Annotated in this window: 22 protein-coding genes; 6 read left to right on the forward strand and 16 right to left on the reverse strand. The window is 45.6% G+C overall.

Annotated elements, in window-relative coordinates; all coding sequences use genetic code 11:
* Window positions 1–3 precede the first annotated feature (3 nt).
* Together NHB35_RS07645 and NHB35_RS07650 are read right to left on the reverse strand one after the other, a co-directional pair.
* Window positions 4–354 carry an RnfH family protein gene (locus NHB35_RS07645; RefSeq protein ID WP_353431789.1) on the reverse strand — a complete coding sequence of 117 codons (351 nt, stop codon included), beginning with the start codon at window positions 352–354 and terminating at the stop codon, window positions 4–6.
* A complete protein-coding gene (locus tag NHB35_RS07650) occupies window positions 347–778 on the reverse strand; it encodes a type II toxin-antitoxin system RatA family toxin (RefSeq protein ID WP_215315715.1) in 432 nt (143 codons plus the stop codon). The genes NHB35_RS07645 and NHB35_RS07650 overlap by 8 nt, the downstream gene beginning before the upstream one ends.
* A 25-nt stretch (window positions 779–803) precedes the next feature.
* Between NHB35_RS07650 and smpB the strand changes: the two genes are divergently transcribed.
* From smpB to NHB35_RS07675, 5 genes are all read left to right on the forward strand, one after another.
* Window positions 804–1,256, forward strand: a complete 453-nt coding sequence (gene smpB / locus NHB35_RS07655; RefSeq protein ID WP_215315717.1) for an SsrA-binding protein SmpB — start codon at window positions 804–806, stop codon at window positions 1,254–1,256.
* 125 nt (window positions 1,257–1,381) lie between these two features.
* Window positions 1,382–2,794, forward strand: coding sequence for a circularly permuted type 2 ATP-grasp protein (locus tag NHB35_RS07660; RefSeq protein ID WP_353431790.1), 1,413 nt, complete (start codon window positions 1,382–1,384; stop codon window positions 2,792–2,794).
* 3 nt (window positions 2,795–2,797) lie between these two features.
* The gene (locus NHB35_RS07665) at window positions 2,798–3,775 is read left to right on the forward strand and encodes an alpha-E domain-containing protein (protein ID WP_353431791.1); all 978 of its coding nucleotides are present in this window, start codon (window positions 2,798–2,800) and stop codon (window positions 3,773–3,775) included.
* 12 nt (window positions 3,776–3,787) lie between these two features.
* Window positions 3,788–4,585 (forward strand): transglutaminase family protein, encoded by a 798-nt coding sequence (locus tag NHB35_RS07670; RefSeq protein ID WP_353431792.1) that lies wholly within the window; start codon window positions 3,788–3,790, stop codon window positions 4,583–4,585.
* Between the two features lie 63 nt (window positions 4,586–4,648).
* Window positions 4,649–5,530: a peptidase gene (locus tag NHB35_RS07675; protein ID WP_353431793.1), complete on the forward strand. Its 882-nt coding sequence runs from the start codon at window positions 4,649–4,651 to the stop codon at window positions 5,528–5,530.
* A 36-nt stretch (window positions 5,531–5,566) separates the two neighbouring features.
* On the opposite strand, the gene ppsA is transcribed toward NHB35_RS07675, so the two are convergent.
* Window positions 5,567–7,972 (reverse strand): phosphoenolpyruvate synthase, encoded by a 2,406-nt coding sequence (gene ppsA, locus NHB35_RS07680; protein WP_353431794.1) that lies wholly within the window; start codon window positions 7,970–7,972, stop codon window positions 5,567–5,569.
* Window positions 7,973–8,077: 105 nt separating this feature from the next.
* Here ppsA and NHB35_RS07685 point away from each other — a divergent pair, with 105 nt between their 5' ends.
* Window positions 8,078–8,905, forward strand: coding sequence for a pyruvate, water dikinase regulatory protein (locus tag NHB35_RS07685; protein ID WP_353431795.1), 828 nt, complete (start codon window positions 8,078–8,080; stop codon window positions 8,903–8,905).
* Window positions 8,906–8,916: 11 nt separating this feature from the next.
* On the opposite strand, the gene NHB35_RS07690 is transcribed toward NHB35_RS07685, so the two are convergent.
* Genes NHB35_RS07690 through frr form a run of 13 tightly spaced genes read right to left on the reverse strand, consistent with a single transcriptional unit; the run spans window position 8,917 to window position 21,355 of the window.
* Entirely contained in the window at window positions 8,917–9,741 is an 825-nt protein-coding gene (locus tag NHB35_RS07690; protein ID WP_353431796.1) for an RNA methyltransferase, read from the reverse strand.
* Window positions 9,742–9,744: 3 nt separating this feature from the next.
* A complete protein-coding gene (gene rnhB / locus NHB35_RS07695) occupies window positions 9,745–10,338 on the reverse strand; it encodes a ribonuclease HII (RefSeq protein ID WP_353431798.1) in 594 nt (197 codons plus the stop codon).
* Window positions 10,335–11,600 (reverse strand): lipid-A-disaccharide synthase, encoded by a 1,266-nt coding sequence (gene lpxB, locus NHB35_RS07700; RefSeq protein ID WP_353431800.1) that lies wholly within the window; start codon window positions 11,598–11,600, stop codon window positions 10,335–10,337. The genes rnhB and lpxB overlap by 4 nt, the downstream gene beginning before the upstream one ends.
* Window positions 11,560–12,357 carry an acyl-ACP--UDP-N-acetylglucosamine O-acyltransferase gene (lpxA, locus tag NHB35_RS07705; RefSeq protein ID WP_353431801.1) on the reverse strand — a complete coding sequence of 266 codons (798 nt, stop codon included), beginning with the start codon at window positions 12,355–12,357 and terminating at the stop codon, window positions 11,560–11,562. Before lpxA ends, lpxB begins: the two co-directional genes overlap by 41 nt.
* A complete protein-coding gene (gene fabZ / locus NHB35_RS07710; RefSeq protein ID WP_173956137.1) occupies window positions 12,357–12,806 on the reverse strand; it encodes a 3-hydroxyacyl-ACP dehydratase FabZ in 450 nt (149 codons plus the stop codon). Before fabZ ends, lpxA begins: the two co-directional genes overlap by 1 nt.
* Before the next feature lie 55 nt (window positions 12,807–12,861).
* Entirely contained in the window at window positions 12,862–13,914 is a 1,053-nt protein-coding gene (lpxD, locus tag NHB35_RS07715; RefSeq protein WP_353431802.1) for a UDP-3-O-(3-hydroxymyristoyl)glucosamine N-acyltransferase, read from the reverse strand.
* A gap of 3 nt (window positions 13,915–13,917) precedes the next feature.
* The gene (locus NHB35_RS07720) at window positions 13,918–14,445 is read right to left on the reverse strand and encodes an OmpH family outer membrane protein (RefSeq protein WP_353431803.1); all 528 of its coding nucleotides are present in this window, start codon (window positions 14,443–14,445) and stop codon (window positions 13,918–13,920) included.
* 19 nt (window positions 14,446–14,464) lie between these two features.
* Window positions 14,465–16,780, reverse strand: a complete 2,316-nt coding sequence (gene bamA, locus NHB35_RS07725) for an outer membrane protein assembly factor BamA (protein WP_353433424.1) — start codon at window positions 16,778–16,780, stop codon at window positions 14,465–14,467.
* Window positions 16,781–16,809: 29 nt separating this feature from the next.
* The gene (locus NHB35_RS07730; RefSeq protein WP_353431804.1) at window positions 16,810–17,937 is read right to left on the reverse strand and encodes a site-2 protease family protein; all 1,128 of its coding nucleotides are present in this window, start codon (window positions 17,935–17,937) and stop codon (window positions 16,810–16,812) included.
* Between the two features lie 26 nt (window positions 17,938–17,963).
* Window positions 17,964–19,154 carry a 1-deoxy-D-xylulose-5-phosphate reductoisomerase gene (gene ispC, locus NHB35_RS07735; protein WP_353431805.1) on the reverse strand — a complete coding sequence of 397 codons (1,191 nt, stop codon included), beginning with the start codon at window positions 19,152–19,154 and terminating at the stop codon, window positions 17,964–17,966.
* The gene (locus NHB35_RS07740) at window positions 19,154–19,981 is read right to left on the reverse strand and encodes a phosphatidate cytidylyltransferase (protein ID WP_353431806.1); all 828 of its coding nucleotides are present in this window, start codon (window positions 19,979–19,981) and stop codon (window positions 19,154–19,156) included. Before NHB35_RS07740 ends, ispC begins: the two co-directional genes overlap by 1 nt.
* Before the next feature lie 18 nt (window positions 19,982–19,999).
* Window positions 20,000–20,773, reverse strand: a complete 774-nt coding sequence (gene uppS, locus NHB35_RS07745; RefSeq protein WP_353431807.1) for a polyprenyl diphosphate synthase — start codon at window positions 20,771–20,773, stop codon at window positions 20,000–20,002.
* 21 nt (window positions 20,774–20,794) lie between these two features.
* On the reverse strand, window positions 20,795–21,355 hold the full coding sequence (frr, locus tag NHB35_RS07750; RefSeq protein ID WP_215389197.1) for a ribosome recycling factor: 561 nt from the start codon (window positions 21,353–21,355) through the stop codon (window positions 20,795–20,797).
* Between the last annotated feature and the right edge of the window lie 5 nt (window positions 21,356–21,360).

Consider the following 21,360-nt stretch of genomic DNA (forward strand, 5'->3'; position numbering starts at 1 on the left):
AGATTATAGCCTCCTAGCCCTCCTTTTGGCTGCTGCAGCCTGGAATTTGGCGTCCTGGTTCTGGTTGGCCTTCTTGCGGCGAACCGCCTTAGGGTCGATTAACAAGGGGGGATATAGCTCTAGGCGGTCGCCTTCATAAATTGGGCTATCCCAGTCCTTGCGCTTCCCGAAAACCCCAAAACAGCCCTTTCTGGCGATGACTGGATCCTCTTGACCCGATGCGAATCCCGCTTTTACCAGAGCAAGTCCAACTGTCGGACTCTCGTCGGACTTAATGATCAGCTCAAATGGCTTGAGATTGGGCTCGCCCTCTCTTGCATCACAAAGCCAAATATTAAGTACTCGATTAGCCATAAAGCTCTTCAGCACGCTTCACAAAGCAATCTACGAAAGTTCCAGCAATGTGTCCAAACACTGGCCCAATGATTTTATCCAAAATGACGCTCTTGAACTCCCAGTGCAACTTGAACTCCACCTTACAAGCATCTTCACGTAAAGGGATGAAGTTCCATTGACCAGAGAAATGCTTAAATGGTCCATCCACGAATACCATATCAATGGTTTCAGGTCGATGATTGACATTGCGGGTATGGAAAAACTGATTAATACCCTTAAAGTTGATATTGATTTTGGCATCCAAAACAGTTTCGGTCTGCTCAAAGATTTCGACTCCGCCGCACCAGGGCAGGAATTCAGGATATCGCGCTACATCAGTGACCAGACCATACATTCTGTCAGCTGATTGGCCAATTAAAACGGTCTTGTAGACGTCTGCCATAATCGTTATTGGAAGCTAAATAAATATGAGTATCGTCGATAACAAAAAAGCTTTCTTCGACTATTTTATCGAGGAGCGCTTTGAAGCAGGGCTAGTTCTTGAAGGCTGGGAGGTAAAAGCCATCCGAGCGGGCCGCGTGCATATTAAAGAAGCGTATGTAGTGATACGTAAGGCGGAGCTTTTTCTGATCGGCTGCCACATTACCCCCCTTCTTTCTGCATCAACCCATATTGTTCCCGATAATGTCCGCACCAGAAAGCTATTACTAAATGCAATAGAGATTCGCAAGCTGATTGGCAAAGTAGAACAAAAAGGCTACACGCTAGTTCCATTAAATCTGCATTTCTCAAAAGGTAGAGTGAAGTGCGAGATAGGTCTAGCAAGAGGTAAAAAGCAACACGACAAACGTGCCGCCACTAAAGAACGTGAGTGGGAAGTACAAAAAGGAAGAATTGCTCGGGGCGATCTCAACGCGTAACAATCCTACAAGTGGACTAATCTAAAGTCCGAGGTTTGAGCATACTGCACCCGTCTGGTGCATGGTAGCACCAAGCTGCTTCACATTTTTAAATTCAGCAGTATTCAAGGCATTAGCCTTTAAACATGAAACTGCCATTTGATGAAATGCTGGATGCTTCTGGCAAAGCACGCCCCCATTACGAAATTTTTCATAATTGGTTGAAGCAGCAAAGCGACACCCTGATGGGTCTTAAGCGCGCTGAGGCGGACCTCATTTTTAGGCGGGTTGGCATCACATTCGCGGTCTACGGCGATGATCTGGGCGCAGAAAGAACCATTCCTTTTGATCAAGTACCCCGCATTTTCGCCGCAAAAGAATGGGAGCAGCTAGAGACTGGCCTAAGGCAACGGGTCAAAGCACTCAACCGCTTCATCTATGACATCTATCACGATGAAGAAATCATTAAAGCGGGCATTATTCCGGCTGAGCAAATTTTTAATAATGCGCAATACCGACCCGAGATGCGCAATATTGATGTGCCACGTGATATCTACGCGCAAATCGCTGGCATCGATATTGTTCGCGCAGGAGAAGGCGAATTCTACGTTCTTGAAGATAACTTACGCGTCCCATCCGGGGTTTCTTATATGGTTGAAGACCGCAAAATGATGATGCGTCTTTTTCCAGATCTATTTCAGAAATATCGAATCGCACCTGTAGAGCATTACCCAGACCTACTCTTGGAATGCCTAAAGTCTGTTAAGCCCGATGACGTCAAAAAACCTAATGTGGTTGTACTCACACCCGGCATGTATAACTCTGCCTATTTTGAGCATAGTTATTTAGCGCAACAAATGGGCGTAGAACTTGTAGAGGGCAAAGACCTATTTGTAAAAAATGAGCAGGTCTATATGCGAACTACCCAGGGTCCAGAACGAGTGGATGTGATCTATCGTCGTGTTGATGATGACTTTTTGGATCCTCTTGCATTTCGTTCGGACTCCACACTCGGAGTGGCGGGACTGCTGTCGGCCTATCGAGCCGGCAACATCACTCTTGCGAATGCGATAGGCACTGGTATTGCCGATGACAAATCTATATACCCTTATGTGCCAGACATGATTGAGTTTTACCTGGGAGAAAAACCGATCCTCAATAATGTCCCAACCTATCAATGCCGCAAACCAGATGATCTTGCATACACTCTAGCTAATTTAGAAAAATTAGTGGTCAAGCTCACACATGGCGCAGGTGGTTACGGCATGCTAGTGGGCCCAGCATCGACCAAAGCAGAGATTGAAGAATTCAGAACGCACTTACTTGCAAACCCAGATAAATATATTGCCCAACCCACGCTTGCCCTATCTACCTGCCCTACATTTGTGGAATCTGGAGTAGCACCAAGACACATTGATTTGCGTCCCTTTGTATTGTCTGGCAAAACCATCAAGATGGTACCTGGCGGCCTTACTCGCGTTGCGCTTAAGGAGGGTTCGCTGGTAGTGAACTCCTCTCAAGGTGGCGGCACTAAAGACACTTGGGTACTGGAGAAATAAGCGATGTTGAGCCGCACAGCTGACTGCCTTTACTGGATGGCGCGCTACACAGAGCGTGCAGAGAATACCGCGCGCATGCTCGATGTAAACCATCAAACCTCTTTGCTTCCCCAGCCACCAGAGTTTTTAGAACAAAGCTGGAAAAAATTACTCACGATTTCTAAATTAGAAAATACTTTTTTGAGTAAATATGATGTGATCAATCGCGAGAATGTGTTGGATTTCATGATTTATGAAACCAGCAATCCATCAAGCATCGTATCCTGCCTGTTTGCAGCTCGCGAAAACGCTCGGGTTATACGTGGAAAGATTACCTCTGAAGTATGGGAAACGCAAAACACCACATGGCTGGAATTGCAACGCATATTGCAGGCTAGACATCAAGCTGATCCAAGCAGACTCCTTGAATGGGTAAAGCACCGCTGCCATTTATTTAGAGGTGTTATGCATGGCACGATGCTTAAAAATGAATCTTTTTACTTTATAAATGTAGGCACATTACTTGAGCGCGCCGACAATACCGCTCGTATTTTGCAAACCAAATATGAAGATCAAGAAGCACTCTCGGCAATAGGGAAACAACAAGTAGTCGAGAAAGAATCCAGCGGTGAATTTTTTGATTTTTATCACTGGGCAGCCCTATTAAGATCTGTATCTGCCTTTGAAATTTATCGTCAAATTTATTCAGATCAAGTCACCCCGAAACAAGTGGCGGAGCTATTAATTTTCAATAAACAGATGCCGCGCTCACTAGTAAGTTGCGTAAATGAATTAATTCCTCTCGTATCTGAGGTAAAAAATCAGCAATCCAAGGAAATTGAGCGCTTACTAGGCAAGCTCAAAGCTAGCTTAGATTATTCAGATGTTGATGAAGTGTTCTCACAGGGTCTTGAAGAATTTATCGAGAATTTTCTAGAAAGAATTAATCACATCGCTGATGAATTCAGTAGCGCCTATCTTATTCCTCTAGCTGTGGCTTAGAACGATATACCTATGCATCTAAAAATACGACACCGCACCGAATACCGATATGAAACTCCAGTACGTTACTCTATTCAAGAGCTACGATTGAGCCCGCCCACTACAGATGGGCAGAAAGTAGAACGCTGGAAGATTAACACACCAATTAAAGCCTCTAACTCTGTTGATGCATTCAATAATCTATGCAGCATCTTTGTCCAAGAGGCGTCATATACCTCAATGATGATTGAGGCAGAGGGTGAAATCCTGACTCAAGATGCGCATGAGTATATTGATGACCCCAAAGCAGTCTCCCCCTACTACCTTTTGCAACAAACTAAGCTGACGGAGCCTTCCGAGGAAATGCTAGATTACTTCTCCTCTTCTCTCCCTAAGAAAAATACCATTGATGAAATCCTCAAGCTAGCCTCTGCAGTACAAGGCTCGATTGATTATGCCCCCGGCAAAACGAACTTTGCTACAACCGCAGCCCAATCTTTTGCCATGAAATCCGGTGTTTGTCAGGATCATGCCCACGTTATGCTAAGCCTTTGCAGAGCTGCGCAAATCCCAGCGCGTTATGTCAGCGGCTACTTTTTCGCTGAGGAATCTCCTAATTTAGCTAGCCATGCCTGGATTGATTTTTGCAGTGATATTGATAACGGCGTCTGGAATAGCGTAGACATTACTCATGCCTGCTTGACAAATGCGCGCCATGTTCGCCTAGCGATTGGTTGTGATTATTACTCAGCCGCTCCTGTTAAAGGCGTTCGCACTGGCGGCGTTGGCGAAGAGCTGACCGCGAACATCTCAATCCAGCAACTTTCCTAAGTCCTATGCAGAATCTTTAAGGCATTAAGAGATAATATTCAAAACAATTAAGGAAAGATGTAAATGACGTATTGTGTTGGACTTTGCCTGAAAGATGGTCTTGTGTTTTTATCTGACACCCGCACCAATGCTGGAGTTGATCAGATTGGGACATTTCGGAAAATGGCCCTATTTCAAAAAGATGGTGATCGGTTCTTTGCGATGATGAGTGCTGGCAATCTTGCCGTCACCCAAGCAGTTAAAGAAATTCTGCTACAAGGACAACTCTTTCATGGCAAAAATCTTTGGAATGTAGGGAGCTCTCATGACGCTGCTGTTGTCGTTGGCGAGGCGGTCAAGCAAGTCTACGATCGAGATCACAAAGCGCTTGAAAAAGCCGGGATTGATTTCAATTGCAATCTCATCTTCGGTGGCCAGGTAAAAAATGAAAGGCCACGCCTCTTTAATATCTATTCCGCTGGCAATTTCATCGAAGCCACCCCGGAAACCTGCTATTTTCAAATTGGTGAATCAAAGTATGGAAAACCCATTCTTGATCGCGTTGTGAACTTTTCCACCCCGTTGAATCTCGCTACCAAGTGCGCCCTAATTTCGATGGATTCCACTTTAAATAGCAATATCTCAGTTGGACTTCCGCTGGATCTCTTGGTCTACGAAAAGAATTCCTTAAAAGCTAGCAAATTGGTTACCCTAGATGAATCTAACCCATACTTTCAGATGATTCATCGCTTGTGGGGCGAAAAGCTTCGTGATGCGTTTAACTCCATTGCCGAACCTAGCTGGAGTGGGGCTAATAAATCCAGCGCTATCTCTGAACCTGCTCGAAAAATGGGGGCGGTTCCAATTCATCGTCTATCAGCCAAAACAGTAAAACCGTCTAAAGCCAAAACGACTACAGCTACTAAGACGTCTGCAAAAAAGACTGCAACAAAGAAAAAAGCCTAGATTGTCTCTAGGCTTTTTGTCTACGCTTGCTTGTAGTTAGGCTTTTAAACTTTTGCCTAACATTTCCCACGTTTCCACTACGCTGTCTGGGTTCAGCGAGATGGAAGTGATGCCCTTTTCAACTAACCAGCGTGCAAAGTCAGGATGATCGGATGGGCCCTGACCACAAATACCGACATACTTATCTTGCTTGCGGCAAGCAACAATTGAACGCTCAACCATAAACTCAACCGCTGGATCGCGCTCATCAAAGTCAATCGCTAACAACTCCATGCCAGAGTCACGATCAAGGCCAAGTGTTAGCTGGGTCATATCGTTGGAACCAATAGAGAATCCATCGAAATACTCCAAGAACTGATCTGCCAAGATGGCATTAGATGGAATCTCGCACATCATAATGAGTCGCAGACCATTTACGCCACGCTTCAGACCAAACTTTTCCATCATATTAATGACGCGCTCAGCCTGTTTGATAGTGCGCACAAATGGAACCATGATCTCGACGTTATCAAGACCCATATCTTCACGAACGCGCTTCATTGCTGCACACTCAAGCGCGAATGCTTCACCAAACTCTTCTGATACGTAGCGGGACGCGCCACGGAAGCCCAGCATCGGGTTTTCTTCATCTGGTTCATAGCGAGATCCACCAATCAGCTTCTTATACTCGTTAGACTTAAAGTCTGACAAGCGCACGATGACTGGCTTTGGATAAAAAGCAGCTGCAATGGTAGCTACACCCTCAACCAACTTGTCTTCATAGAATTGGCGTGGGCTTGCATAACCACGAGCAACGCTTTCTACAGCACGCTTGAGATCAGGATCAATATTTGGATATTCCAACACTGCGCGTGGATGCACACCAATATAGTTATTGATAATGAACTCTAAGCGGGCCAATCCAACGCCTGCGTTTGGTAATTGGCAGAAATCAAATGCCAATTGCGGGTTACCGATATTCATCGTGATCTTCACAGGAATATCTGGCAATGCACCGCGAGAAACCTCAGTTACCTCAGTTTCGATCAAGCCATCATAAATGTGGCCTTCATCACCCTCAGCACAAGAGACAGTCACAACCATACCGTCTTGTAATTGCTCCGTAGCATCGCCACAACCCACAACTGCAGGTACACCTAATTCACGGGCAATAATTGCCGCGTGGCAAGTACGGCCGCCGCGATTGGTCACAATCGCAGAAGCTCGTTTCATTACAGGCTCCCAGTTTGGATCGGTCATATCGGCAACCAATACATCGCCAGGCTGTACGCGGTCCATTTCGCTTGGATCACGAATTACACGTACTGGACCAGCACCAATCTTTTGACCAATTGCACGGCCTTTTGCCAACACCTTAGAGCTGCCTTTAAGTTTGTAGCGCATCTCGACTTGACCAGCCGCTTGGCTCTTCACCGTCTCAGGACGTGCTTGCAAAATATAGATGCGGCCGTCTTGACCATCTTTGCCCCACTCAATATCCATTGGGCGACCATAATGCTTCTCAATGATGACGGCATATTTTGCTAACTCAGTAATGTCTGCATCCTCCAAGGAAAAACGATTACGCTTCTCAGGAGTGACATCAACTGTTTGCACCTTTTCAGAGGACCCTTTTGGCGCAAATTGCATTTGAATCAACTTAGAACCTAGGGTACGACGAATGATCGCTTTTTTACCTTGTGCTAATGTGGTCTTGAATACATAAAACTCGTCCGGGTTTACAGCACCCTGCACAACAGTCTCACCCAAACCATAGCTAGAGGTAATGAATACTACATCTTCAAAACCCGATTCAGTATCTAGCGTAAACATCACCCCAGAAGCACCCAAGTCAGAGCGAACCATGCGCTGGATGCCAGCCGATAAGGCAACTTCCTCATGGGCAAAGCCCTTATGAACCCGGTAGGAAATGGCACGATCGTTATAGAGAGATGCAAAAACTTCACGAATCTTACTTAATACATCTTCGATGCCTTCGACATTCAAGAATGTTTCTTGCTGACCAGCGAAAGAAGCATCTGGTAAGTCTTCCGCAGTAGCAGATGAACGAACTGCAAAAGAACCTTTGCCAGAATCGTCCAGTGTTGCAAATGCCTTACGAATATCCTCCTCAAGCTTTGGCTGGAATGGCGCGGTTTCGATCCACTCACGAATCTCCGCGCCCGCCTGCGCCAATGCACGCACATCATCAATATTGAGACCTTCTAAACGCTCCTGAATACGCTCGGTCAAATTATTGTGTTTTAGAAAATCACGAAACGCCAATGCAGTTGTCGCGAAACCAGTAGGTACACGAACTCCCGTAGAAGAGAGCTGTGAAATCATTTCACCCAAAGATGCATTTTTACCGCCGACTGACTCAACATCCGTCATTCGAAGCTGCTCAAAAGGCAAAACATAGGCATTTGCCATACTGCTATTTTGTTGCTGTTGGTTGGACATAAAATACTCTCAAAAGATAAGGAAACTGGTCAAGCGGTCGCCTAAAATGCGACTTCATTTAATATGATTCTATTGTAGTTCTGACCCCACATTTAGGCCAAATTAATGTCTACTGAAACCCGTATTGTTTTTATTGTCTCTGACGGCACAGGCATTACCGCCGAGAACTTCAGCCAATCAATTTTGGCGCAGTTTGAGGCCAGTTTTAAGCATATCCGGATCCCATTTGTGGACAGCGTTGATAAAGCTCATGACGCTGTAGGCAGCATTAATCAGGCGGCCAATAAGTATGGGGTTCAACCCATTGTTTTCACCACCCTAGTGAATGCTGAGCTCAATTCCATTGTTGCTAAGGCTAATGGGCTTATTTTGGACATGTTTCAGACCTTCGTGGCCCCTCTTGAGGCTGCCCTGGGGATGAAATCCACGCACGCCATGAATCGCCTTCACCACAATGCCGATACCGAAGCCTATAAGAACCGAATTGAAGCAATTAACTACTCCTTGGCCCACGATGACGGTCAATCCAACCAAAACCTTGCTGAAGCCGATGTCATCTTGGTAGGAATATCTCGCGTCGGAAAAACGCCAACCAGCCTCTATTTAGCGATGCAGTATGGTTTAAAGGCTGCAAACTATCCATTAATCCCAGAGGATTTTGAACGAGGTCAACTACCTAAGGACCTAGTTCCTTATCGCCAGAAAATTTTTGGTCTCATGATTGATGCGGAACGTCTTTCAGAGATTCGAAACGAACGTCGCCCAGGTAGCAATTATGCCAAACTTGAAAACTGCCGTTATGAAATTAATGAGGCAACAGCGATGATGAAAAAGCAATCCATTCCTTGGGTTATGACGACAAGCAAATCCATCGAAGAAATCGCAACCACAGTACTACAAGCAATTAAATCTGATAAGACGATTTTAGGTTAAAGCTAAATTAATTAACTGCGTCGAACCCGAACGGTTTCAAATAAGCAAATAGCAGCTGCCGTAGAAACGTTTAAGGACTCTATACGCGGATCAATCGGAATAGAAACTCCTTTTGCCTGCGCCAGTAAATCTTCTGATACACCCTGACCTTCACTTCCCATCACCCAAGCTACAGGCTGCAGTAATTCTTGCTTTAAATTGAAAAGATCTTGCTCAGCATCTGCTGTTGCGGCCATCAAGGGAGCAGTGACCGCACTTAATACTTGATGATTAGTCCAGCCCTCATAAAGATCCAACAAATGATGGGCGCCCATTCCTGCGCGCAAAACTTTACTAGACCAAAGATGGGCGCAACCCGATAAAGCAATAATCTGTGTAAACCCAGTGGCTGCAGCTGTGCGCAAGATCGTGCCAACATTACCTGCATCTTGAATGCGATCCAAAATCACGACATCCCCATCTAAATTTGATATCGACTGGGCAGATGCTAAGGACGATTTAGGCAAGCTTAATAAGCCAGCAATGTGAGGAGCATTAACTAACTCACTTAATACATTCCAAAGGGCATTATCTAGTTGATACACCTTAGTCTCTGGACAAATCTCAATATGAGAATAAATAGCCTGTGAAATTTCGGGGTTTTGTAAACCCATTTCAGAGGTAAAGAGTGTCTTTAATGCGGTATCTCCCACCCAAGCTTGAACAAGATGAATACCTTCAAGCAAAGCGCATCCACTACTTAGCCTAGCCTTCTGACCCTTTGATCCTGTTGCCTGCAACAAACGCAGTTCTTTGAACAGCGGGTTCTCTTTTGAGGTGATTTGATCAAAGTTCATTATTTAGCTAGACAGGGATTCCAAAACTTTCTGAACTGGAGAAAAACTTCTACGATGCTCAGAGCAAGCGCCATACTGCTTCAAGGCGGCAAAATGAGCCTCTGTGGGATAGCCCATGTGCTGAGCAAAGCCATATTCTGGATGTTGTTGATGCAAACGCATCATTTGTCGATCGCGAGTCACTTTGGCAATGATGGAAGCTGCAGAAATCGCGGGTTCTTTTGCGTCACCCTTAATAATTGCCTCAGCCGCGATGGGTAACTCGGGGCATCGATTGCCATCAATCAATGCTTTCTCTGGCCAAGCACCCAAACGAATACTTAAATCCTCTATAGCCCGACGCATAGCCAGCATTGTTGCTTGCAGTATGTTGATCTGATCAATCTCAGCTGGACTTGCTTCACCAACCCCCCAGGCTTTCGCATTTTCCAAAATTTGCTCATACAAAAAATCACGCTTTGCTGCCGTCAATTTTTTAGAATCTTTTAAGCCATCAATCGGTTTGTCCGGATTAAGAACTACTGCGCCAGCAACCACCGCACCAACTAATGGACCACGACCTGCTTCATCCACTCCACAAACCCAAAGCATACTCATGAAGCAATTCGCCCGACACGACGGTCCATGATAGTTTGCGCAACCGCTTGAGCAACTAAAAGACCTGTTGGGCGACGTAATGTTTCATGCATTTTTGCAAAGCGCTCTTTGATTTGTGCAACCTTGCTTGGATGATGAATCCAATCCAAAATTGCGGCGCTTAATTTCTCAGGCGTCGCATCACCTTGCAATAACTCGGGCACAACAAACTCGCCACACAAAATGTTAGGCAAGCCAACATAAGGCAAATATCCCTGGCGTTTCATAATTTGAGCGGTAAGCCAGGGGACCTTATAGGAAATCACCATTGGCTTCTTCCAAAGTGCAGCCTGCAAAGTAGCAGTACCACTAGCAATAAGCACAACATCGGAGGCTTCTAAAATCTCGTCAGCCATACCATCAAGTAAATGAATTTGGATATCCGGAAATTGATCTTTGCTTGCCTTCAATAATGCCTCTAAGGGGGCTCGCAAACGAGGAGTGGCAACCGGAATCAAGAAATGCAATTTTTGACCTTGAAGCTTATCTGCCAACAATTCCATCGTTTCAAAAAACACAGGAGCAATCAACTCAATCTCTGAAGAACGGCTGCCTGGCAAGACTGCAATCACTAATCCCTCTAAATCATCTTTGCCATTACGACCTAGATGGAGCGCTCGCGCAATCTTTTCTCTTGCTTGAGATATATTGGGTTCCAATGGAATTTCACTTGCCAATGGGTGCCCTACATAGGTAGAGGCTACGCCTGCGCGATCATAGATTTCGGTTTCAAAAGGAAAGATGCACAGCATGCGATCAACCGCTTGAGCAATTTTTTTAATGCGCCCCGCTCTCCATGCCCAGATGGATGGAGAGACTAAATGTAAAGTGGGGATACCCGCCTTACGCAGTTGCAGCTCTACGCCCAAATTAAAGTCGGGGGCATCAATCCCAAGAAAGACATCGGGTCGCCCATCACCTAATAGGTTGGCAATGAGCTCCTTACGTAACTTCAAAATAGCGGGTAATTGCTTAATCGCCTCAACATATCCTCGGACACTCAAGGTCTCCATCGACCAATCGGATCGCATACCTTGAGCCTGCATACGCGGGCCACCGATGCCATAAACCTCGAGACCAGCCATATCTGGGATTTGATTTAAGGCACTCAGAACTGGCGCAGCTAATAAGTCGCCAGAGGGTTCGCCAGCTACACAAGCTAACTTTGGCAAGGTATTCCCGTTATCGAATGATGCCGCGCGTTGAGGCTGCAATAAAGTCATGGAACTGCGCGAGCTTTTCAGCGGTAGCTTGATCAGCAGCACTTGCAGATACCATTTTCTGAATTTCCGCCTTCGCCTCTTCAAAGCTTAAACCATCTTTGTAGAGAACTTTATAAGCTTGGCGCAAAGCAGAAATCGTTTCACTTGAAAAACCACGGCGCTTTAGGCCCTCCACATTAATACCATGAGGGGCAGCCTTATCGCCTGCCGCAATGACAAAAGGTGGGATATCTTGTACTAGCGCAGATGCGCCACCCAACATGGCATGCTGGCCAATACGCACAAATTGATGCACACCAGACATGCCACCCATAATGGCCCAATCGCTTACTTGAACGTGTCCAGCAATCTGTGCATTACTAGAGAATATGGTGTGATTACCGACCTGACAATCATGAGCTATGTGAACATAAGCCATGATCCAGTTATCGTCACCAATGCGGGTAATGCCCTCATCTTGCGACGTGCCCGTATGAATCGTCGTGAACTCACGAATGGTATTGCGATCGCCAATAATGAGTTGGGTCGGCTCACCGCGGTACTTCATATCCTGCGGCGGCCCACCAATCGCAGCAAAGTGTGCAAAGTTATTTTCTTTGCCAATCGTAGTATGACCCTCAATCACAGTGTGAGAGCCAACCTTGGTGCCAGCGCCAATTTTGACATTAGGGCCAATTACAGAATATGGACCAACCTCAACATCGCTGGCAAGCTCAGCCTTGCTATCTACTACCGCAGATGCATGAATCCGAGTCATTACGCGCCTTTCGTCCGCACTGCGCAAGTAATATTCGCTTCCGCTGCGATCTCTCCGTCAACCGTTGCTTGAACGGCAAACTTATAAATGCCAGCGCGGCCACGCTCCAATTTTGCAGTCATGATTAACTGATCACCAGGCAATACTGGCTTTTTAAAACGTGCGCCATCAATTCCGGCAAAGTAATAAATTGCATCTTCAGCGCGCTCTTCAGAAAAGGTTAGCAACGCAGCTGTTTGCGCCAACGCTTCAATAATTAACACTCCAGGCATTACTGGAAAATCTGGAAAATGTCCTTGAAAGAATGGCTCATTCATAGTGACATTCTTCAATGCAGTAATAGTTTCGCGAGGAGTAATTTCAATCACGCGATCGACTAATAAAAAGGGATAGCGATGCGGCAGTAATTGCAAAATTTTATTGATATCAATTGCGATTGGTGTACTCATAACATGCCTAACTAAGGTTGTATTGTATTGATCTCAATCCGAGGATTATCGACCTTTACTTTTTATCTAATAATCGTAAACGTTGACGTATTTTATCTAGCCCACGCAATATTGCCGCATTCTTTTCCCAAGCGGCATGTAGCATCGAAGGATAAACACCCGTGAAATGCTGGCCAGGCTCGGTAATAGAACGAATAATGGATGTGTTACCAGAAACAGTAGTTCTGTCTGCAATCGTTAAATGCCCAGCAAAATTAGCTGCGCCGCCGATAATGCAGAAGTTTCCGATCTTGGTACTACCTGAAATTGCCGCACAACCCGCAATGACGCAACACTTTCCAATGATGACATTGTGTGCAATTTGTACTTGATTATCAATCTTGGTTCCCGAGCCAATTACGGTATCACTCATAGCGCCGCGATCAATCGTAGTTGAGGCACCGATTTCAACATCATCGCCAATCACCACATTACCAGTTTGGGGAATTTTGACCCACTCACTACCCGTCGCAGAAAAGTCTGGAGCAAATCCAAATCCATCCGAGCCAATCACTACTCCACTATGAATAATGCAACGCTCTCCAATATGTGTTCCAGAGTAAAGAGATACAGATGGATAAATCAGAGTATCGCTAGCAATGACACTATCTCTGCCAATAGACGCATTACCCAGAATCACAACCCGCTCACCTAGCTTTACATTTGAACCGATTTGCACAAATGGTCCAATATGACATGAGGCAGGAACAACTGCTGATGAATCTATTACCGCGCTCGCATGAATGCCTGGAGCATAAGTCGGGGCATTTTGTTTTGCAAAATGCTGCGCCATCCTGGCAAAGGTTGCGTAAGGGTTCTGGGCAATGAAATAAACGCGTTGCGCAGAATACTTTCCAGGATTGGCTTGCAAAAAATCAAAGTCAGACTTGCTAACAATGAGCGCTCCCGCACCACTCTCAGCAGCCTGCTGACGATACAGGGGGTTAGATAAAAACGAGATTTGGTTTTGTGTTGCCCTCTCTAAAGGGGCTAAGCCAACAAAGGGGCTAGAAGCCTCCCCCACCAAGCTTGCTTGAAACTGATTGGCCAGCTCGATGGCGGTAGGCATAGATTACTTCTGGCTATTTAAGGCCTTGATGACATCATCAGTAATATCGGCTTTTGGACTTACAAAAGCCGCCTCTTGAACAATGATGTCTAACTTACGTTGCTCTGCAATCTGGCGCAATACCACATTTGCCTTCTCGGCAATCTTTGCGCGCTCTTCAAAAGTACGCTGATTGAGATCTTCTGTGAACTCACGCTGTTTGCGTTGCAACTCACGATCTTGGTCAGCCAATTCACGTTGACGGCGAACACGTTCAGCTTCATTCATCACTGCAGCATCACGATCCAATTTTTCAGCGGCCGTCTGTATTTTTTGGGCGCTATCACGCAAATCATTCTGACGCTTGGTAAATTCATTTTGCAAACGAGTCTGCATCGCCTTGGCGAGATTAGATTCGTTAAAGACCTTTTCAGAATTTACAACGGCAACTCGTGTACCAGCATCTTGCGCAAAAACCTGTGACCCACTGAAGGCTAAGGCAGCAATAGCCAAAATCCATTTAAGCGATTTAGAGGGTTGAGCAAACTTCATAAATACTTTCCTTAAACAATTAAAACGCTGTACCAACTTGGAACTGCAAGCGCTGCACATTGGCGTTAGGGAATGGCTTATACGGAATACCATAACTGAATTTTAACGGTCCCAATGGAGATATCCATGATATACCCAATCCATATGAATAATTCAAGACCAAATTGAGATTATTCCCAAAAGCATTACCTCCATCGATAAATGCAAAAGTTCGCAAGGTCTTATCAACTCCGGATCCAGGCACAGGCACCGTATACTCAACATTTCCTACAATTTTTGACTGGCCACCCGTTGGCTGCCAAGCTCCAATCACTGAGTTGTAGTACTGTGGGCCTAATGATCCAGGCGCATATCCGCGAACAGATCCGATACCACCAACATAGTAGTTCTTAGTAATTGGGAAAGGATTATTTCCGTAGGCCTGACCGTATCCAACTTCTCCATTAAAGGACAAAATATTGCCTTTAGAAAAAGAGTGATACTTCTGGTACTGACCATACATACGATAGAAGGTCATATTTCCAACTGGGGTTCCAGCCTCCGCAGAGAGCTGCTGCAAAGAACCGTCCGAGGGAATCAATGCGCTATCGCGACCATCACGCGCCCAACCAACAGTTAAAGGTACGTTATAGGTTGTAAGTGTGCCTGGGTACCCAGGAGCGGCGATACCATAACTCTGTGCGTAATTTAAGTATGGAATCGGCGTATTGACCGTCGTCTGAATTTGGAATGCCTCAACACCCGTACCAAAAAATACACGGTCCACTTCTGTATAGGGAACGCCAAACTTAATGTTCGAACCCACAGACTTGATTTGATAGTCAGGGTCGCCTACATAGTACAAAGGCTTGGATGATCTGTAGTAGAGATCGGTATAGCGACTAATACCATCTTCAGTAAAGTACGGGTCGTAATTTGAAAGCGTTAGGTTCTGATTGATCTTACCCACAGAGGCGTTCAAACCAACAGAGGTACCAGTACCAAACGCGTTATCTTGATTGATACCTGCGGAAAGAATCAGCTTTTCAGTAGAGGAGAAGCCAGCACCGATTGTTACGGCGCCCGTGGGCTTTTCAGTTACCTTCACATTGACATCCACCTGATCTGGTGATCCAGGAACATCTTCGGTGGTGATATCTGTTTCAGTGAAATAGCCTAAACGACCAAGACGTTTTTTGGATAAATCAATTTTGTCGCTATCAAACCAGGAGCTTTCAAATTGACGCATCTCGCGACGAATCACCATATCCCGAGTTTTAGCATTTCCAGAAATTTCTACTTTACGAACATAAATACGGCGCCCTGGATCAATCACTAGGGTCAAATCAACCTCAGCTTGCTCACGACGAATGTCTGGCTGTGGATTGATGGTTGCAAAAGCATAACCATAAGAGCCCAATACTTCAGCAATTGCCTTAGTGCTCTCTGTTAATTTTGCAGACGAGAACGTATCGCCAGGCTTAAGCACGATTAACTGCTTTAGCTCCGCCTCTTTACCTAATAACTCACCAGCCAAACGCACATCTTTAACGGTGAATTTTTTACCCTCACGAATACTAATCGTCAGGTAAATTCCCTTTTTATCGGGGGTAATCGAAACCTGTGTGGACTCAATCACAAACTCAAGGTACCCACGATTCAAATAATAGGAGCGAATTGTTTCCAAATCAGCGGTGAGCTTTTGCTTGGAGTACAAATTGTCTTTGCTGTACCAAGAGAGCCAACCACCAGTCTTAAGCTGCATTTCGCCACGCAGAGTGCCTTCACTGAATGCTTCATTACCAATGAAATTAATTTCTTGGATTTTGGCAACAGGTCCTTCATCAATATTGAAGTAAATAGCGACTTGATTGCGCTCCACAGGGGTAACCGTAGCAACCACTTCGGCTGCAAACATACCCTTACCAACGTATTGACGCTTTAATTCTTGTTCGGCCTTATCAATTAAAGCTTTATCGTAAAAACGGGCCTCCGCTACGCCAACGGTTTTCAGAGACTTGCGAACAATCTCCTGATCAAATTCTTTCATTCCCGTGAACTCAATTCGGGAGATAGTGGGTCGCTCATCAACGATCACGATCAGCACATTGCCTTGCGCTTGAATTTGCACATCCCTGAAAAAGCCGGTGCTATACAGAGCCTTAATTGCTTCAGCACCCTTCTCCTCTGTAAAGGTGTCACCAACCTGAACCGATAAATAACTAAATACAGTTCCAGGCTCTACTCGTTGCAAACCTTCTACTCGAATATCTTTGACAACAAAAGAATCTGCTGCATGAACATGCAAACTCAATCCAATGGATAACAGCAGAATGAGTCTTGCTAAAAATCGCATAAAGCGGAAGGAGGATAGGTTCAGAAAATTCAAGGCGAAAAATAGCGTTGTAAATCGTTAAACAATGCCAAAAGCGAAAGGGAAATCAGCAATAAAAAGCCCACTTTTTGGAGCTGCTCTTGCACCGAAACCGAGATCCGCTTTCCAGCAACTAACTCCCATGCATCATACAGGAGCTGACCCCCATCTAGCATGGGAAAAGGCAGGAGATTGAGCATCCCAATACTGATGCTAATTAGTGCCAAAAATGCCAAAAAGGGTTGCCAGCCAACCTGGACGGACTTACCAGCCATATCCGCAATACTTAAGGGCCCCCCAAGCTGCTTCAGGGAGGCCTGGCCGGTAAACATCCCTAGCATTAGCCTTGCTGACACCTTGGTAATTAGCCAAACCCGTTGGGTAGCTAGCACTGAGGCGTCAAAAGGGTTTAATTTCAGCTCTGGCCACTGATTTAAGGGTGCCGCGATAGGCAAAAGACCGAGCTCTTTCATGGGGTCTGTATCTGGCCGCATTTTTGGAAGATCCTCAGCCTTAAACGACTTAATGAAGTGGCTACCTTGAGAATCTTCAAGATCCAAAGCAAATCCAGTATTTCCAGTTAAGGCATCCATCAAGTTCCAGCGTAGAGAATTCCAACTCAGAACAGGCTCAAATTCTCCAGCGATGGGCACTACATCGGAGCTTAATTCTTGCCAACCCAAAACTCGATCGCCTTGAGAAATACCCAGTTGAGAAGCAATCGATTTTTCAGGAGGATTTTGCAATACCGCTGGCAGTTGAGGAACGCCAGAAACATAAATCACAGAAAACAGAACAACCGCTAAGAAGAAATTGGCGAATGGTCCTGCGGCTACAATCAGAGAACGTTGCCAAAGTGGTTTGTGATCAAACGCATCTTTTTGATCATCAAGGCGTATTACTTGATTCCGATCACGACCATCCAAGAGCTTCACATAGCCACCCAAAGGAATTGAAGCCAAAACCCACTCGGTTTGATTGGGTGCTCGATATGTGAATAGCGGTTTTCCAAAGCCTATCGCGAACCGCAATACTCTTACGCCACAAGCTCTCGCTGCCAAGAAATGCCCAAACTCATGGAAGCTAACCAAGACCCCCAGAGTCAATAAAAATGCACCAAGTGTAATTAATGCCTGCATGAAATCATTACCTTAAAACATTTATCTTAAAGAGCTCGAATGAAATCCCGCGCTACGGCTCTAGCTCGCGCATCAACCTCTAAGATGGCGTCCAGAGAATCCGCTTTACTTGCGCCAATTGCGTTTAATGATTTATCTACAACAACAGGTATTTGCAAATACGGTAGACCTTCATCCAAAAATGCAGCCACAGCAATTTCATTCGCAGCATTTAATACAGTAGGTGCCGTACCGCCAGACTGCGCTGCGGCGAACGCCAATGACAAGCATGGAAAACGTGATAAGTCTGGCTCTGAAAAACTCAAGTTAGCCAACTGAGTCAAGCTGAGTGGTGCAACTCCCGCAGCGATCCTATCCGGCCACGCTAATCCATAAGCAATGGGTGTGCGCATATCCGGCTGACCCAATTGAGCCAACACAGAACCATCACGATAGCGAACCATTGAATGCACAACGCTTTGCGGGTGTATCAATACTTTAATTTTTTCCAGTGGAAGACCAAACAACCAAAAGGCCTCAATTACTTCTAAGCCCTTATTCATCATGGTTGCTGAGTCCACGGAGATTTTTCTGCCCATCACCCAGTTTGGATGAGCGCATGCCTGTTCTGGAGTAATGCTAGCAAGCTGATCTAACGGGGTATTTCGGAATGGGCCGCCAGATGCAGTGAGCCACAATTCCTCAACGCCTAAATGAGCATTTTGTGTAGTGGAAGCTTGAGTGAAATTATTTGGCAAGCATTGAAAAATGGCATTGTGTTCACTATCAATCGGTAATAACTCGCCGCCACCAGCGCTAATGGCTTGCATAAATAAATTGCCCGACATGACCAAAGCTTCTTTATTGGCCAACAAAACTCTTTTGCCTGCTTTGGCGGCTGCAAGCGCAGGAACTAGACCAGCTGCACCTACAATTGCCGCCATGACTGTATCGCAGTTCGAATCAGTCACGGCTGCAACAAGCGATCCTGGACCATGCATCACCTGGGTCGAGATATTTTTTTGACGCAACAGTGCTTCAAGACGTTTGGCATCATCAGCTTCAGATACTGACGCAATCGCAGGCTTAAACTCTATGCACTGCTCCACCAATCGATCGATCTGCTTACCTGCAGTCAGCGCCACTACCTTAAAGCGATCTGGGTGTGCGCGAATAACATCTAATGTATTCACGCCAATTGAACCAGTAGAGCCCAGAATAGCAATGCGTCTTGTCATTACACTAGACCCGCAAGAATTGCTGCAATGGGCATTGTTGGAATTAATGCATCCACACGATCAAGCACACCACCGTGACCTGGCAATAACTGACTGCTATCTTTTACGCCTACCAAGCGCTTTAACTGCGATTCAAAGAGATCCCCCAAAATACTAAATGCCGTTAACAAGGTCACCATCAATAACATGGGCACCCATCCAAAACGAATAGCCCACGCACCAAATATGGTGGACTCAAATGGCAAGAAGAATATGCAAGCTAGGGCATACGCATAACAAAGTACAAGACCGCCTAGCGCACCCTCTACAGACTTACCAGGACTAATTTGCACAGCGAGCTTACGCTTACCAAAACCTTTGCCAACAAAATAAGCGCCAATATCCGCCACCCAAACCAAGGCCATTGTGGAAAGCAAAAAGACTAAACCCAACTCTCGCAAGAAAACGATTGCAAACCAAGTTGCTGGTAAGAGTATGAGGCCAAGTACAACATAAAAAGGGCGTAATTTTTGTAATGATAAATTCATGCCCTTTGCCAAAATGAAAGGGGCAATAAAAAACCAAAAGATGACTGCCAGCAATAGCAAGGAAAACTGCCAAGCCACATTTTGTAAACCCAGTAAAACAAAAATGATTGCCAAACAAAATGCCGCATATAGCCAAGCTGCACGAGGTGCCTCAGGAGACAATAAGCGACCCCATTCCCATGCGCCCGCAAATATCGCCACGAGGAAAAAAGCGCCTACATAAACTGCAGGCAGAAAAAATAGAATTGGTAGCAATACCGCCAACAGAACAATGGCAGTAATAATTCGGGTCTTCAACATGAAAAGTGGGCTCTTAAATTAGACAGCATCGCTCATTACTTGCGATGAAAGCTGAGCACTAGTTCGCCCGAAGCGGCGTTCACGCTGACTAAACCAATTAAATGCTTTGTGTAATTCCGCTTCATCAAAGTCTGGCCAAAGTACATCCGTGAAATACAGCTCTGTATAGGCCAATTGCCAAAGCAAAAAGTTGCTAACGCGTTGCTCGCCACCCGTACGAATAAACAAATCAGGCTCTGGCGCATAAGCCATAGAGAGATACGGCTGGAGCAACTCCTCGTTGATGTCTTCGGGCTTCAAGTTAGGGTTCGCTGCAACGCACCTTTGCATTGCCTGCAATATATCCCAGCGTCCGCCGTAGTTGGCAGCAATCGTAAATGTCAGCGCTTTACAACCTGCCGTCTTTGCCTCAGAGAATTGGACCATCTCCTGAATTGCATTATCAAAACGACTTAAGTCCCCAATAAGCCGCAGACAAATATCATTTTCTGCAAGACGGGAGACTTCACCTTTCAGGGATTTTAGAAATAACTTCATTAAAAAACCCACCTCTTCAGGTGGGCGACGCCAGTTTTCCGAACTAAATGCAAAGACCGTCAAGTACTCAACACCAATACGGCGACACTCTTGAACAATTTTTCGGACGGCACCTAAACCTTCAGAGTGCCCAGCCACCCGAGGCATCATGCGCTTACTAGCCCAGCGCCCATTGCCATCCATAATGATCGCCACGTGGCGAGGAATGGAGCTAACCTCTGGTATGGCCTGCGTTGAGCTAAGGTGTTGAGTCATAAAAGGTGAAACTTAATACGGTTAAACCGTCATGATTTCTTTTTCTTTTTCAGAGATGATTTTGTCTATTTCAACGACGGCTTTATCGGTCATCTTCTGAATTTCATCAGTAGCGCGACGCTCTTCATCCTCAGAAATTTCTTTATCTTTCGTCAAACGCTTTAGATGCTCATTAGCATCACGACGCAAGTTACGCACAGCGATTTTTGCATCCTCACCTTCGCTCTTCACGACTTTAGTAAGTTCGCGACGACGCTCTTCAGTCAGTGCTGGCATTGGCACACGGATTACCGTGCCTTGCGAAGCTGGATTAAGACCCAAATCGGAATCGCGAATGGCTTTTTCCACAACAGCAACCATTGTCTTTTCAAATGGCTGAACATTGATCGTACGGGCATCAGCCAATCCTAAGCTTGCAACCTGACTCAATGGGGTTGGGTTGCCGTAATACTCAACTTGAATATGCTCCAAAATTCCAGGGTTGGCGCGTCCTGAGCGAATCTTTGCAAGACTAGTCTTCAAAGATTCAAGAGACTTTTGCATCTTTTGATCGGTATTGGTTTTAATTTCTGCTGCAGACATCTGAC

Origin of the sequence: Polynucleobacter sp. MWH-UH23A (assembly GCF_040409805.1) — a bacterium.
Taxonomy (GTDB): Bacteria; Pseudomonadota; Gammaproteobacteria; order Burkholderiales; family Burkholderiaceae; genus Polynucleobacter.